Source organism: Helicobacter pylori (assembly GCF_014497725.1).
Classification (GTDB): domain Bacteria; phylum Campylobacterota; class Campylobacteria; order Campylobacterales; family Helicobacteraceae; genus Helicobacter; species Helicobacter pylori_DE.
Window position 1 is genome coordinate 84,377 of sequence record NZ_JACTGF010000003.1, and the last position, 13,403, is coordinate 97,779.

Consider the following 13,403-nt stretch of genomic DNA (forward strand, 5'->3'; position numbering starts at 1 on the left):
TTAAGGCTCGTTTAAAAATTCTGGCGTGGTGTTGTTAGCAGGCGTTTGCATAGAAGAATTAGAGCTGTTTGAAGTTTTTTTAGCAGGTTTTTCATTGAATGGGGGGGCTTTATAGCCGCAAGCTTGAATCGTTATTGCCACAAGCGTTAAAAAGCATGTTAAGATCAGTTTATGGAACAAAATATTTTCTCCTTACTCATTCAAAAAAAGTCTTATAAAAAGCTTGAAACTCTTTTGAAACTCAAAAAGCTTAAGGTTTTTATGCCTTTAAGTTTACAAGAAAATTTGCTTTTTATCTTCATCAAAGACTCTAAATTGCTTTTTGCGTTTAAAGATCTTTGGGCTTCTAAGGAATTTAACCAGCGATTCGCTAAAGAAATCAGCCGTTTTTTAAACACGCAAGGGCATGCTTATGGGTTTGACGGGTTGAATGGGTTAGAAATTTTAGGTTATGTGCCTAAAGATTCCTTAGAAAAAGCCAATTTTTATGCCCCCATTAAAAAACAAGCCCGTTTTTTTCGCCCTAGTGCTTTAGGGTTGTTCCATAACCCCATTAAAGACGCTCGTTTGCATGAATGTTTTGAAAAAGCACGCGCTTTGATCCACTACCAACGCAGTTTTTTTGAGGAATGAATGGCTGATTTATTGTCCAGTTTGAAAAACCTTTCTAATAGCAGTGGCGTGTATCAATATTTTGATAAAAACCGCCAATTACTCTATATCGGTAAGGCGAAAAACTTAAAAAAGCGCATCAAAAGCTATTTTTCCATCCGTAATAATGAAATCACGCCCAATCCTCGCGTAAGCTTACGCATCCAAATGATGGTCAAACAAATCGCTTTTTTAGAAACCATTTTAGTGGAAAACGAGCAAGACGCTTTGATTTTAGAAAATTCTTTAATCAAGCAGCTCAAGCCCAAATACAATATTCTTTTAAGAGACGATAAAACTTACCCTTATATTTACATGGATTTTTCCACTGATTTCCCTATCCCTTTAATCACACGAAAAATTTTAAAACAGCCTGGCGTTAAATATTTTGGCCCTTTTACGAGCGGGGCTAAGGATATTTTGGATAGCTTGTATGAATTGCTCCCTTTGGTTCAAAAGAAAAATTGCATCAAGGATAAAAAGGCATGCATGTTTTATCAAATAGAGCGTTGTAAAGCCCCATGTGAGAATAAAATCACCAAAGAAGAGTATTTAAAAATCGCTAAAGAATGTTTAGAAATGATTGAAAATAAAGACAGGCTCATCAAAGAGCTTGAATTGAAAATGGAGCGCCTTTCTAGTAACTTGCGTTTTGAAGAAGCCCTAATTTACAGGGATAGGATTGCAAAAATCCAAAAAATCGCCCCTTTCACTTGCATGGATTTAGCCAAACTCTACGATTTGGATATTTTTGCTTTTTATAGTGGGAACAATAAGGCGGTGTTAGTGAAAATGTTTATGCGTGGGGGTAAAATCATTTCTTCTGCGTTTGAAAAAATCCACTCCCTCAATGGGTTTGACACCGATGAGGCGATGAAACAAGCCATTATCAACCATTACCAATCGCATTTGCCTTTGATGCCTGAACAGATCTTATTGAGCGCTTGTTCTAATGAAGTGCTTAAAGAATTGCAAGAGTTTATCTCTCATCAATACTCTAAAAAAATCGCTCTTAGCATTCCTAAAAAGGGCGATAAGCTCGCTTTAATAGAAATCGCTATGAAAAACGCTCAAGAGATTTTTAGCCAAGAAAAAACCTCTAATGAAGATCGGATTTTAGAAGAAGCGCGATCGCTCTTCAATTTAGAGTGCGTGCCTTATAGGGTGGAAATCTTTGACACAAGCCACCATTCAAACAGCCAATGCGTGGGGGGAATGGTCGTGTATGAAAACAATGCATTTCAAAAAAACTCTTATCGGCGTTACCATTTAAAAGGCTCTAACGAATACGATCAAATGAGCGAATTGCTCACCAGAAGAGCCTTAGACTTTGCTAAAGAGCCACCGCCTAATTTGTGGGTGATTGATGGAGGGAGGGCGCAATTAAACATCGCTTTAGAAATTTTAAAAAGTAGCGGGAGTTTTGTAGAAGTGATCGCTATTTCTAAAGAAAAAAGGGATTCTAAAGCTTATCGCGCTAAAGGGGGCGCTAAAGACATCATCCATACGCCCAGCCATACTTTTAAATTGCTCCCTAGCGACAAACGCTTGCAATGGGTGCAAAAATTGCGCGATGAAAGCCACCGGTATGCGATAAACTTCCATAGATCCACTAAACTTAAAGACATGAAACAAATCGCTCTTTTAAAAGAAAAGGGCATAGGAGAAGCCAGCGTGAAAAAATTATTGGATTATTTTGGGAGTTTTGAAGCGATAGAAAAAGCGAGCGAGCAGGAAAAAAACGCCGTTTTAAAAAAACGAAAATAAAGGAAAAAACATGAAAAAAAAATTGAATATAGGGCTTGTGGGTTTAGGGTGTGTGGGGAGCGCGGTCGCTAAAATCTTACAAGAAAATCAAGAAATCATTAAAGACAGGGCCGGCGTGGAAATTAAAATTAAAAAAGCGGTGGTGCGAGACGTGAAAAAGCACAAAGGCTATGCTTTTGAAATCAGCGATGATTTAGAAAGCTTGATAGAAGATGAAGAGATTGATATTGTTGTGGAGCTTATGGGTGGGGTTGAAGCGCCTTATCTTTTAGCTAAAAAAACTTTAGCCAAGCAAAAAGCCTTCGTTACGGCCAATAAAGCCATGTTAGCGTACCACCGCTATGAATTAGAACAAACCGCTAAAAACACCCCCATAGGCTTTGAAGCGAGCGTGTGTGGGGGTATCCCCATTATCAAGGCTTTAAAAGACGGCTTGAGCGCTAATCACATCCTTTCTTTTAAAGGGATTTTAAACGGCACGAGCAATTACATTTTAAGCCAGATGTTTAAAAATCAAGCGAGCTTTAAGGACGCTTTGAAAGACGCGCAGCATTTAGGCTATGCGGAATTGAACCCTGAATTTGACATTAAGGGCATTGATGCGGCGCACAAATTATTGATTTTAGCGTCTTTAGCGTATGGCATTGATGCGAAATTAGAAGAAATTTTGATTGAAGGCATTGAAAAGATAGAGCCAGACGACATGGAGTTTGCTAAAGAATTTGGTTATAGCATCAAACTTTTAGGCATCGCTAAAAAACACCAAGATTGCATTGAATTAAGGGTGCATCCAAGCATGATTAAAAACGAATGCATGCTCTCTAAAGTGGATGGGGTGATGAACGCTATCAGCGTCATAGGGGATAAGGTGGGCGAGACTTTGTATTATGGGGCTGGGGCTGGAGGAGAGCCTACCGCAAGCGCGGTCATTAGCGATATTATAGAAATCGCAAGGAAAAAAAGCTCTCTAATGCTGGGCTTTGAAACCCCTCAAAAACTCCCCCTAAAACCCAAAGAAGAAATCCAATGCGCTTATTATGCGCGCTTGTTAGTGAGCGATGAAAAAGGCGTTTTTTCTCAAATCAGCGCGATTTTAGCTAAAAATGATATTTCGCTCAACAATGTCTTGCAAAAAGAAATCCCGCAATCCAACAAGGCTAAAATCTTATTTTCCACGCACACCACCAACGAAAAGTCTATGCTGAACGCCCTTAAAGAGCTTGAAAATTTACAAAGCGTGTTGGATACCCCTAAAATGATCCGTTTGGAAAATTGAATGCGTTTTTTGAACAACAAACATAGAGAAAAGGGCTTAAAGGCTGAAGAAGAAGCTTGCGGATTTTTAAAAACGCTGGGTTTTGAAATGGTGGAGAGGAATTTTTTTTCAAAATTTGGCGAAATTGATATCATCGCTTTGAAAAAAGGGGTTTTGCATTTCATTGAAGTCAAAAGCGGGGAAAATTTTGATCCCATTTATGCGATCACGCCGAGCAAATTAAAAAAGATGATTAAAACGATCCGCTGTTATTTGTCTCAAAAAGATCCCAATAGAGATTTTTGCATTGACGCTATTATTGTGAAAAATGGTAAATTTGAACTTTTAGAAAATATCACTTTTTAGATTTTTATCCAAAATCAATGCGGTTTCATTAACATTCTTAAGCTAATATAATTCTCGTTAATCAAAATCATAGAATATTTAGGAGTAACCAATGAGTCACTATATTGAATTAACTGAAGAAAATTTTGAAAGCACCATTAAAAAAGGGGTTGCGTTAGTGGATTTTTGGGCGCCATGGTGTGGTCCTTGCAAGATGCTATCCCCTGTGATTGATGAATTAGCTAGCGAATATCAAGGTAAGGCTAAGATTTGTAAAGTCAATACCGATGAGCAAGAAGAATTGAGCGCGAAATTTGGGATTAGAAGCATTCCTACGCTTTTATTCACAAAAGATGGCGAAGTCGTCCATCAGTTGGTGGGTGTGCAAACTAAAGTTGCTTTAAAAGAGCAATTGAACAAACTTCTAGGCTAGTAGCCATGATAGATTGCGCGATTATTGGAGGTGGTCCTGCAGGTTTGAGCGCGGGGCTTTATGCCACTAGAGGCGGTGTTAAAAACGCCGTTTTATTTGAAAAAGGAATGCCTGGAGGGCAAATCACTGGTAGTAGTGAGATTGAAAACTATCCGGGCGTTAAGGAAGTGGTGAGCGGGTTGGATTTCATGCAACCATGGCAGGAGCAATGCTTTCGCTTTGGCTTAAAGCATGAGATGACCGCTGTTCAAAGAGTTTCTAAAAAAGACTCTCATTTTGTTATTTTGGCAGAAGATGGCAAGACTTTTGAAGCTAAAAGCGTGATTATCGCTACCGGTGGTAGCCCTAAACGCACAGGCATCAAAGGCGAGTCAGAATATTGGGGTAAAGGCGTTAGCACTTGTGCGACATGCGATGGCTTCTTTTACAAAAATAAGGAAGTAGCGGTGCTTGGTGGAGGCGATACCGCCGTAGAAGAGGCGATTTATCTAGCCAACATCTGCAAAAAAGTCTATCTCATCCACAGAAGAGATGGTTTTAGGTGCGCACCTATCACTTTAGAGCATGCTAAAAACAATGATAAGATTGAGTTTTTAACCCCTTATGTGGTGGAAGAAATCAAGGGCGATGCTTCTGGCGTGTCTTCTTTAAGCATTAAAAACACAGCCACTAACGAAAAAAGAGAATTAGTCGTGCCGGGGTTTTTTATTTTTGTGGGTTATGATGTGAATAACGCTGTGTTAAAACAAGAAGACGGCTCTATGCTGTGCAAATGCGATGAATACGGCTCTATTGTCGTGGATTTTTCCATGAAAACGAATGTTCAAGGCTTGTTTGCGGCAGGAGATATTCGCATTTTTGCCCCTAAGCAAGTGGTTTGTGCTGCAAGCGATGGCGCTACGGCAGCCTTAAGCGTGATTTCTTATTTAGAACACCATTAAATCAAGCTTATAACCCTAGATTTAGGGTTATAAGTTCTCGCTTCAAACATTCATTGGATCTTCAAAACTTGTAAGGTATTTTAGTTTTTTGTTTAGTTGCAATGCGATTTCGTTCTCTTGCTTTGTTTTAATTAAATATTGATCACAAAATTTAAAAACGCTCAAAACATTTTTTACAATCAATATAATAAAAGAACTTGTTTGATCAAAAAAGCGCTCCTTAGGGGGTTGTGGGGATTTAGTTGGGGGTTGTAGGGGGGAGAACTATTTTAATACCCCCTATTCTCTTAAGAGTTTTATTGTAAAACAGAGCCAAAAACGATATACTCTATTAAAAATTATGGGAGTCTAAGCTTTGCGTGTTTTTGTCATTTCTTTAAATCAAAAAGTGTGCGATACATTTGGTTTGGTTTTTAGAGACACCACAACTTTACTCAATAACATCAATGCCACCCACCACAAAGCCGAAATTTTTGATGCGATTTATTCTAAAACTTTTGAAGGCGGGTTGCACCCCTTAGTGAAAAAGCATTTACACCCTTATTTCATCACGCAAAACATCAAAGACATGGGGATTATAACCAATCCTATCAGTGAGGTTTCTAAATTTTATTACGCTTTAAAATACCATGCGAAGTTTATGAGCTTGGGGGAGCTTGGGTGCTATGCGAGTCATTATTCCTTGTGGCAAAAATGCATAGAGCTCAATGAAGCGATCTGTATTTTAGAAGACGATATAACCTTGAAAGAGGATTTTAAAGAGGGCTTGGATTTTTTAGAAAAACACATCCAAGAGTTAGGCTATATCCGCTTGATGCATTTATTGTATGATGCCAGTGTGAAAAGTGAGCCATTGAGCCATAAAAACCACGAGATACAAGAGCGTGTGGGAATCATTAAGGCTTATAGTCATGGGGTGGGGACTCAAGGCTATGTGATCACGCCCAAGATTGCCAAAGTTTTTTTGAAACACAGCCGAAAATGGGTTGTTCCTGTGGATACGATAATGGACGCTACTTTTATCCATGGCGTGAAAAATCTGGTGTTACAACCTTTTGTGATCGCTGATGATGAGCAAATCTCTACGATAGCGCGAAAAGAAGAACCCTATAGCCCTAAAATCGCCCTAATGAGAGAACTCCATTTCAAATATTTGAAATATTGGCAGTTTGTATAATCAATAATAAAAATACTAAAGAGCGTTTTAAAGTTGTCCCTATTTGATTGGAACAAAACCAGTTTTTAACCGCTTTTAAGAATGGATTGAATTTTTAAATGGATTTCAAAAGAGTTTGTAGCCTCTTTTAGCTTCTATGCACGATCTAGATAAGACGCATTAAGAAAATGAAGTGCATCAGAAAATTATTTTCTAATTTTCTAATGCTTTAAGATTAAGACTTTTTAGGATTGGCTTCGGTTACCCTAATCGTTCTGCCCATAAAATCCGTATTGTCCAATTTAGCAATCGCTTCCCTAACGCCCTCTTCTTGCATTTCTACAAAGCCAAAACCTTTAGGTTTCTTCGTTTCTCTGTCATAAATCAGTTTGACATTAAAAACTTTGCCAAATTGACTGAAAAGCTCCTTGACTTGCTCACTGGTAGCGCTATAAACCAAATTCCCTACATAAATGTTTTTCAAGATAAAATTCTCCGGTAAAAAAATGACAACATACCCATAAGAATATGAAAAAGTTATAAAAAAGTAACACTTCTAAAACCCAAACACATCCAAAACAGAAGTATGGTGGATTTTATCTAATGATTGCTTAAAAAATTATAAAAGCTATTAAAATTGGGTATTGATAATAAAATAGAACTTACACAAGCAAGCGGTAATTTTAAAAAGCGTTATTAAGGGATAAGGGGAGCATGGTTTCAAAACCACCCCCCTATCCTTTTAAAAGCTTTACCATAAAACAAAGTTTTAAAAAACAACATTAAAGCCAAACAAGGACGCTTTGTTTAATGCCCTTCATCGGTTAAAACAGCCCCTGCCAGATACACATAAGTGAGGATCATAAAAACAAAAGCTTGTAAAATCCCCATAAAAAACAAAACCATAAAGGGCGCTACAGGAACCGCCCAAGGCACTAATAAAAGCATGATGAGCAAGAACATGTCATCGCCCTTAATATTCCCAAACAAACGAAACGATAAAGACACAATCCTAGAAAAATGCGAGATGATCTCAATAGGGAACATGAAAGGAGCGAGCCACTTCACAGGACCTGCAAAATGAGCGAAATACTTAAAAAAGCCCTGCACTCTAATGCCTTCAAAATGGTAATAAAAAAACACAATCAGCGCTAAAACCAGCGTAAAGCTCCAGCTAGCCGTAGGGGATTCAAAGCCAGGAATGATGCCTATCATGTTAGAAAAAAAGACATACAAAGCGATCGTGCCTGCTAGGGGGAAGTATTTGCGGGCTAATTCTTCGCCTATAATATCCTTAGCCACGCTCAAAATCGCGCTAATGATGCTCTCATACACATTCTGCAAACCCATAGGCACCATCTGCATTTTGCGCGACGCGCCAAGCGAGATTAAAAACATCAAAACCGCTGTCAAAACGACAAAAAACCCGGTGATAAAATCATGATTGGAGCTAAAAAAATTAGCAATAGTAAATACTCTGTGTTCCATGAAAAAGTTTCTCTAAGCCTTATTGAAAATTTCCTTAATTGTAGCAATTAAGTTTTAAAAACTCATTAAACCAAGCTTTTTAACGAGTTTTTAAACGATTTGTCTTGTTTTCTTTTAAAATTCACCCATAATAATTAGGGGCTTCTTTGGTAATATCCACGCCATGCACATGGCTTTCTTTTAACCCCGCACTAGTGATTTCTACAAATTCAGCGTTTTGATACAATTCCAAAATATTTTTCGCCCCCTGATACCCCATAGAAGAGCGCACGCCCCCTACTAATTGGAAAATCATATCCGAAACCTTACCACGATAAGGCACACGCCCCTCAATGCCTTCTGGGACTAACTTTTCACTCGCCACGCCCTCTTGAAAATACCTATCAGAGCTCCCTTTAGTCATAGCCCCAATGCTACCCATGCCCCTATAGCTTTTATATTGCCTCCCTTGGTAAATCATAAAATCCCCAGGAGATTCTTCTGTGCCAGCGAGTAAAGAGCCTATCATCACGCTTGATGCCCCCAAAGCCAAAGCCTTAGCCACATCGCCTGAATAGCGGATCCCTCCATCGGCAATCACAGGAATATCAAATTTAGACGCCACTTCTACGCAATTATCAATCGCGCTCACTTGGGGCATTCCCACCCCAGCCACAATCCTAGTGGTGCAAATGCTTCCTGGCCCAATACCCACTTTAACAGCGTCCGCTCCCGCGCTAATCAAATCACTTGTGGCCTCTTTAGTCACCACATTCCCCACAATCACATCCACTACCAAGCTTTTTTTAATCTCTTCTAAAGTGTGTAAGATATTGGCTGAATGCCCATGCGCGCTGTCTAGCACCAGTGCATCCACCCCCGCTTTAACTAACATTTCAGCCCTATCCAACTGCCCCACTCCAATAGCCGCCCCCACTCTCAACCTCCCAAAATCATCTTTATTGGCCTCAGGGTATTCAATGCGTTTTTGAATGTCCTTGATCGTGATCAAGCCTTTTAAGACATTATCTTTATCCACAATAGGCAATTTTTCAATCTTATGCTTGTGCATCAAATCGCTCGCTTCATCTAAGCTAATACCCACATGAGCGGTAACTAAAGGCATTTTAGTCATCACATCGCCCACTTTTTTACTCAAATCGGTTTCAAAGCGCACATCTCTGTTGGTTAAAATCCCAATCAACAACCCCTTATCATCTACCACAGGCACGCCTGAAATCTTGTAATTATCCGTGATGACTTTAGCGTCCGCTAGCGTCCTGTGCGCATGGATAAAAATAGGATCATTAATCACCCCGCTCTCGCTTTTTTTAACCTTGGTGATTTCTTTGAGTTGCGTTTGAATATCCATGTTTTTATGCACGATGCCAATACCCCCAAGGCGCGCCATAGCGATAGCGGTTTTATGCTCTGTAACCGTATCCATAGCCGCGCTAATAAAGGGGATATTCAAACGAATATTTTTAGTTAAGCGAGATTTTAAGCTCACGTCTTTAGGTAAAACGCTGGATTTTCTAGGCACCATCAACACGTCTTCAAAAGTCAAAGCCCTTTGTAAAATTCTCATTTTCTATCCTTAATCTAATTTTAAATCCAATTCTTGCTCTAAAGCGTAAGAAACGTCTAAAAGGCTTTGTTCATCAAAAGCCTTAGCAATGAATTGCATCCCTATGGGCAAGCCTAAAGGATCTTTAGCGACCGGCAAGGAAAGGGCTGGCAAACCGCTCAAATTCGCCCCAATCGTGTAAATATCGCTCAAATACATTTCTAGAGGGCTTGCATGGTAGTTGAATAAATGAGCGCTCGTAGGGGCTACAGGGGTAAAAATCAAATCCACTTCTTCAAAAATCTTGTTGTATTGCTCTTTGATTATCAATCGCATTTGCTGGGCTTTCAAATAATAAGCGTCATAATACCCGCTGCTTAAGACAAAATTCCCTAACATGATGCGCCGTTTCACCTCATCGCCAAAACCTTCACTGCGGCTTTTGAGATACAATTCTTTCAAATCTTTAATGTTTTGAGCCCTCCTCCCATAACGCACCCCATCGAATCTGGCCAGATTCGAACTCGCTTCAGCCATGCTGATAATATAATAGATAGAGATTTGATAATGCGAATCCAACATCTTTTTTTCTACAATCTCATGCCCCATTTCTTTCAAGGCTTTAAGGGTGTTCTCATAAGCGAGTTGCACTTCATTGCTCGCGTCTTTAATGTGATCCCTTAAGATAGCGATTTTAAAGCGTTTGTCTCTGTTAAGGTTTTTAAAGGTTTGCGTGGGTTTGAGATTCGCGCTCGTGGAGTCCTTATTATCATACCCGCTAATAGCGTCAAATAAAATAGAAGCGTCTTCTACATTTTGCGTGATAGGCCCGATTTGATCAAAACTAGAGCAATACGCGATCAAACCATAACGGCTCACCCTCCCATAAGTGGGCTTTAACCCCACACACCCGCAATAGCTCGCCGGTTGCCTGATAGACCCGCCCGTATCGCTCCCTAAAGCCGCCACCGCTAATCCACCCGCTACCGCTGCCGCACTCCCCCCACTGCTCCCTCCAGGCACTCTGTTTTTGTCTCGTGGGTTTTTGGTGATCCCATAGCAACTAGACTCTGTGGTGCTTCCCATCGCAAACTCGTCCATGTTAGAAAGCCCAAACCCTGCCATGCTGTTTTGGTGCAAGTTTTCCATCACGCTCGCATGATAAGGAGCGACATAGCCTTCTAAAATCTTACTGGAGCAAGTGATTTCCCACCCTTTAACGCTGATATTGTCTTTAATAAGGATCGGCACGCCTTTAGCGCTAGCGCCATTAAGGCTAGGGGTTTTAATATAAGCGTTCAAATCTGAAGCTCTAACCTTAGCGTCAATTTCGTTTTTAAGGGTTTCTAATTCATCTTGGGATAAAGAAAGGGCTTGTTTTAAAGTGATCATGTTTTTAGCCTTACAAAAAATTTAATAGTAGTTTAACATGCTTACATATAAAACGAGCTTATAAGAGCGTTTTTAAAAAGCGTTCAACTCGCTTATTTAAATCTTTTAAACTGGAGCTGTTGTCTATAATATAATCGCTCATGGTGCGTTTTTGCTCTATATCCATTTGACAAGCTAAGCGTTGCAAGATTTCAGCCTCTTTGAGTGTGTCTCGCTCTAAAAGGCGCTCAATTTGTAAGGCCCTGGGCGCATAGATTAAAACCACTTTACTCACAGGATAGCGTTTTTTACCCCCCACTTCAAAAAACAAAGGGATGTCTAAAAAATACGCTTGATGATTCTTTTCTAATTCATAGGCTTTTTTAAGCATGCATTCACGGATTAAGGGGTGTAAAAAATCCTCTAGCCATTTTAACTCATTAGCCTTTTGAAACACGATCGCGCCAAGTTTTTTTCTGTTTAAAATATCTTTTTCTAAAATATCTGATCCAAAATGTTGGGCGATTTTTAACCGATGCTCTTGCAATAATTGATGAGCGATCTTATCCGCATCTAAAATCTCATAGCCTTGCGATTCCAATATTTTAATGGTGGTGCTTTTACCGGTGCCTATCCCCCCTGTGAGAGCGATAGCGTTTTTTAAGATCATTTTAAGATTTGATATTGTCTTTAAAGACTTCTTGTAAATTTTTAGGCAAAGCGAATGCGGCCCTATGAATGTCTTCGTTATAGTATCTCACGCTTGTTAACGCTTCTATTTTTGGCGTCATTAGATCTTTTAAGGGGTGGGTTTTAAAAGAAGCGTAAATATAACCTTTATTGCTTAAAATCCTTAAAGGTGCTACAAAAGGCATGGCAATAGGAAAAAACCCACCCATGTTTTTAAGAGCGTTTTGCATGCTCACATGCTCTAATAATGGGTGTTTGGCTACCGAAATAAACACCCCATCTTCTTTAAGCATTCTTTTTAAACCATCTATTTTATGAATATCCGGCTCTTGCAAGCAAAGGATCAAATCGTATTTTTTAATGTCTAAATCTAATAGTTGTTTAGCGTGCGTGAAATTCTTATTATTTTTCACTTCATGGAAATGGGGGAAAAAACTGATGAAGCTGTCTAAAATCTTTTCATCCGCTTGCACAAAATCTATATGCGTGTCGTATTTAAAAAGCTGGTGGGCTAATTCCAAATCAAACCCATCCACAATCAAAACTTCTTTAAGCTCTTTCTTGGTGCAACCCCCCATATGAGCGAGCAACTCGCTTTCAATATGCAAAAAATTCTTGAACAGCAACTGGCGGTTAAGCATTGCAATTTCACCAAAATCCTTAGATTTAAAAATCTCTAAGATATTATGCTCGCTTCTAACATCTAATAATTTCGCTTCTATGGTGTATTCTTTACGCAAATACGGCGTGATTTCTTGGGTGATCCACATAAACATTCCTTACTTTTTAACAATATCCATGCCTTTGAAACGCTAACATGCTACCCAAAAAAATCTAAATTGTCGTAATAAACGCCCTAACTTTGGCATTCTAAAAAAAGTTCCGTATCGCTCTTAAAGCGCTCTTTTTTAAAATCCAAATCAATACTGATGGCTTTATGCTGGCTGTCTAATTTATCGGTTGAATGCTTTTTTAACACCATTTGACACTTTGAAATCTCAATGGCGTCTAAAGCCTTATCCCCTATCGTATAAAGATCATCGCTCTTTTTTTCTAACAAAAAGGATTCATAAAAAGGCCTTAAACTCAAATCGCTGTCATTGGTGGTATAAACATACGAAGAAATCTTGCCCTTAAATTGCGCGATTTGCGTTTTAGTGTCATTAAAAGTGAAAGTTTGGATCTGGCGATCTTTATCGTTTTGATCTTTTAAAAAACGCTTCAAGGCTTTGGATTTGATTTCTATCAACCATTGATCCCCTTCTTTACTCATGATAATATCCCCATCCTTTAGGGGGTAGAAATTTTGTTGGGAATATTCAATGAGTTTTGGATTTTTGGCTTTTCTTTTTTTGTAAAGGAACGGGTTTTTTTCATTATTGGCATTATTAGCGTTGTTGTTGGGATCATTTGGGTATAAGGGCGGGTTTTTTTCATTATTATCGCTTGGCTCATTCAATAAAATCACAGAAGTTTCAGGGTTAAAAGAATTGTCTTCATCTTTAGTCAGTTGGAAAAAAGCGTTTCTTTCCTCTATAGGCTGATACACCATGTTTTGTAAAAAAATCGTTTCGCTAAAGACTTCGTAATCCGAATCCACATAGCTAGGGCGTTTAGAGCCGTCATTTTCTTGCTCTTGGGCTTTTTTTTGCATTTTGATAAAGCTCTCTTGCGAGCAAGCTAAAAAGCAGACTAAAATCATTATTACCACGCCTATTTTTTTGACTAAAAACAATGCTAGACCCTTATTTAAGCTTTAA

General features: G+C 39.0%; 15 protein-coding genes. 7 read left to right on the plus strand and 8 right to left on the minus strand.

Going from position 1 to position 13,403, the window contains the following annotated elements:
* Positions 1 to 180: a hypothetical protein gene (locus tag H7N69_RS03955; protein ID WP_039082895.1), complete on the minus strand. Its 180-nt coding sequence runs from the start codon at positions 178 to 180 to the stop codon at positions 1 to 3.
* Between H7N69_RS03955 and H7N69_RS03960 the strand changes: the two genes are divergently transcribed.
* The 7 genes from H7N69_RS03960 to H7N69_RS03990 all read left to right on the plus strand — a co-directional run bounded on the left by H7N69_RS03960 (position 172) and on the right by H7N69_RS03990 (position 6,569).
* A complete protein-coding gene (locus H7N69_RS03960; RefSeq protein ID WP_000437213.1) occupies positions 172 to 633 on the plus strand; it encodes a hypothetical protein in 462 nt (153 codons plus the stop codon). The two genes, H7N69_RS03955 and H7N69_RS03960, sit on opposite strands and share 9 nt — an antisense overlap.
* Positions 634 to 2,418 carry an excinuclease ABC subunit UvrC gene (gene uvrC / locus H7N69_RS03965; RefSeq protein WP_187884871.1) on the plus strand — a complete coding sequence of 595 codons (1,785 nt, stop codon included), beginning with the start codon at positions 634 to 636 and terminating at the stop codon, positions 2,416 to 2,418.
* A gap of 10 nt (positions 2,419 to 2,428) precedes the next feature.
* Positions 2,429 to 3,694: a homoserine dehydrogenase gene (locus H7N69_RS03970; protein WP_187884872.1), complete on the plus strand. Its 1,266-nt coding sequence runs from the start codon at positions 2,429 to 2,431 to the stop codon at positions 3,692 to 3,694.
* Positions 3,695 to 4,039, plus strand: a complete 345-nt coding sequence (locus tag H7N69_RS03975; RefSeq protein WP_187884873.1) for a YraN family protein — start codon at positions 3,695 to 3,697, stop codon at positions 4,037 to 4,039.
* 91 nt (positions 4,040 to 4,130) lie between these two features.
* Positions 4,131 to 4,451 (plus strand): thioredoxin, encoded by a 321-nt coding sequence (trxA, locus tag H7N69_RS03980; RefSeq protein WP_000020206.1) that lies wholly within the window; start codon positions 4,131 to 4,133, stop codon positions 4,449 to 4,451.
* A 5-nt stretch (positions 4,452 to 4,456) separates the two neighbouring features.
* Positions 4,457 to 5,392 carry a thioredoxin-disulfide reductase gene (trxB, locus tag H7N69_RS03985; protein WP_000564418.1) on the plus strand — a complete coding sequence of 312 codons (936 nt, stop codon included), beginning with the start codon at positions 4,457 to 4,459 and terminating at the stop codon, positions 5,390 to 5,392.
* 355 nt (positions 5,393 to 5,747) lie between these two features.
* Positions 5,748 to 6,569 (plus strand): glycosyltransferase family 25 protein, encoded by an 822-nt coding sequence (locus tag H7N69_RS03990; protein ID WP_078286595.1) that lies wholly within the window; start codon positions 5,748 to 5,750, stop codon positions 6,567 to 6,569.
* Positions 6,570 to 6,783: 214 nt separating this feature from the next.
* On the opposite strand, the gene H7N69_RS03995 is transcribed toward H7N69_RS03990, so the two are convergent.
* The 7 genes from H7N69_RS03995 to H7N69_RS04025 all read right to left on the minus strand — a co-directional run bounded on the left by H7N69_RS03995 (position 6,784) and on the right by H7N69_RS04025 (position 13,378).
* Positions 6,784 to 7,032, minus strand: coding sequence for an RNA-binding protein (locus tag H7N69_RS03995; RefSeq protein WP_000790555.1), 249 nt, complete (start codon positions 7,030 to 7,032; stop codon positions 6,784 to 6,786).
* Between the two features lie 323 nt (positions 7,033 to 7,355).
* Positions 7,356 to 8,036 carry a F0F1 ATP synthase subunit A gene (locus H7N69_RS04000; protein WP_000401225.1) on the minus strand — a complete coding sequence of 227 codons (681 nt, stop codon included), beginning with the start codon at positions 8,034 to 8,036 and terminating at the stop codon, positions 7,356 to 7,358.
* 121 nt (positions 8,037 to 8,157) lie between these two features.
* Positions 8,158 to 9,603, minus strand: a complete 1,446-nt coding sequence (gene guaB, locus H7N69_RS04005; RefSeq protein ID WP_001221704.1) for an IMP dehydrogenase — start codon at positions 9,601 to 9,603, stop codon at positions 8,158 to 8,160.
* A gap of 9 nt (positions 9,604 to 9,612) precedes the next feature.
* On the minus strand, positions 9,613 to 10,974 hold the full coding sequence (gene gatA / locus H7N69_RS04010) for an Asp-tRNA(Asn)/Glu-tRNA(Gln) amidotransferase subunit GatA (protein ID WP_187884874.1): 1,362 nt from the start codon (positions 10,972 to 10,974) through the stop codon (positions 9,613 to 9,615).
* 58 nt (positions 10,975 to 11,032) lie between these two features.
* Complete coding sequence (gene coaE, locus H7N69_RS04015) at positions 11,033 to 11,623, minus strand: dephospho-CoA kinase (protein ID WP_187884875.1); 591 nt, start codon at positions 11,621 to 11,623, stop codon at positions 11,033 to 11,035.
* A gap of 1 nt (position 11,624) precedes the next feature.
* On the minus strand, positions 11,625 to 12,413 hold the full coding sequence (locus H7N69_RS04020) for a spermidine synthase (RefSeq protein ID WP_078260353.1): 789 nt from the start codon (positions 12,411 to 12,413) through the stop codon (positions 11,625 to 11,627).
* A gap of 86 nt (positions 12,414 to 12,499) precedes the next feature.
* Complete coding sequence (locus tag H7N69_RS04025) at positions 12,500 to 13,378, minus strand: hypothetical protein (RefSeq protein WP_187884876.1); 879 nt, start codon at positions 13,376 to 13,378, stop codon at positions 12,500 to 12,502.
* Between the last annotated feature and the right edge of the window lie 25 nt (positions 13,379 to 13,403).

What these genes read in the sequence shown, in the direction of transcription:
- H7N69_RS03960 (WP_000437213.1), top strand. Translation starts at nt 172, where the DNA reads ATGGAACAAAATATTTTCTCCTTACTCATTCAAAAAAAGTCTTATAAA.
- uvrC (WP_187884871.1), top strand. Translation starts at nt 634, where the DNA reads ATGGCTGATTTATTGTCCAGTTTGAAAAACCTTTCTAATAGCAGTGGC.
- H7N69_RS03970 (WP_187884872.1), top strand. Translation starts at nt 2,429, where the DNA reads ATGAAAAAAAAATTGAATATAGGGCTTGTGGGTTTAGGGTGTGTGGGG.
- H7N69_RS03975 (WP_187884873.1), top strand. Translation starts at nt 3,695, where the DNA reads ATGCGTTTTTTGAACAACAAACATAGAGAAAAGGGCTTAAAGGCTGAA.
- trxA (WP_000020206.1), top strand. Translation starts at nt 4,131, where the DNA reads ATGAGTCACTATATTGAATTAACTGAAGAAAATTTTGAAAGCACCATT.
- trxB (WP_000564418.1), top strand. Translation starts at nt 4,457, where the DNA reads ATGATAGATTGCGCGATTATTGGAGGTGGTCCTGCAGGTTTGAGCGCG.
- H7N69_RS04000 (WP_000401225.1), bottom strand. Translation starts at nt 8,036, where the DNA reads ATGGAACACAGAGTATTTACTATTGCTAATTTTTTTAGCTCCAATCAT.
- guaB (WP_001221704.1), bottom strand. Translation starts at nt 9,603, where the DNA reads ATGAGAATTTTACAAAGGGCTTTGACTTTTGAAGACGTGTTGATGGTG.
- gatA (WP_187884874.1), bottom strand. Translation starts at nt 10,974, where the DNA reads ATGATCACTTTAAAACAAGCCCTTTCTTTATCCCAAGATGAATTAGAA.
- coaE (WP_187884875.1), bottom strand. Translation starts at nt 11,623, where the DNA reads ATGATCTTAAAAAACGCTATCGCTCTCACAGGGGGGATAGGCACCGGT.
- H7N69_RS04020 (WP_078260353.1), bottom strand. Translation starts at nt 12,413, where the DNA reads ATGTGGATCACCCAAGAAATCACGCCGTATTTGCGTAAAGAATACACC.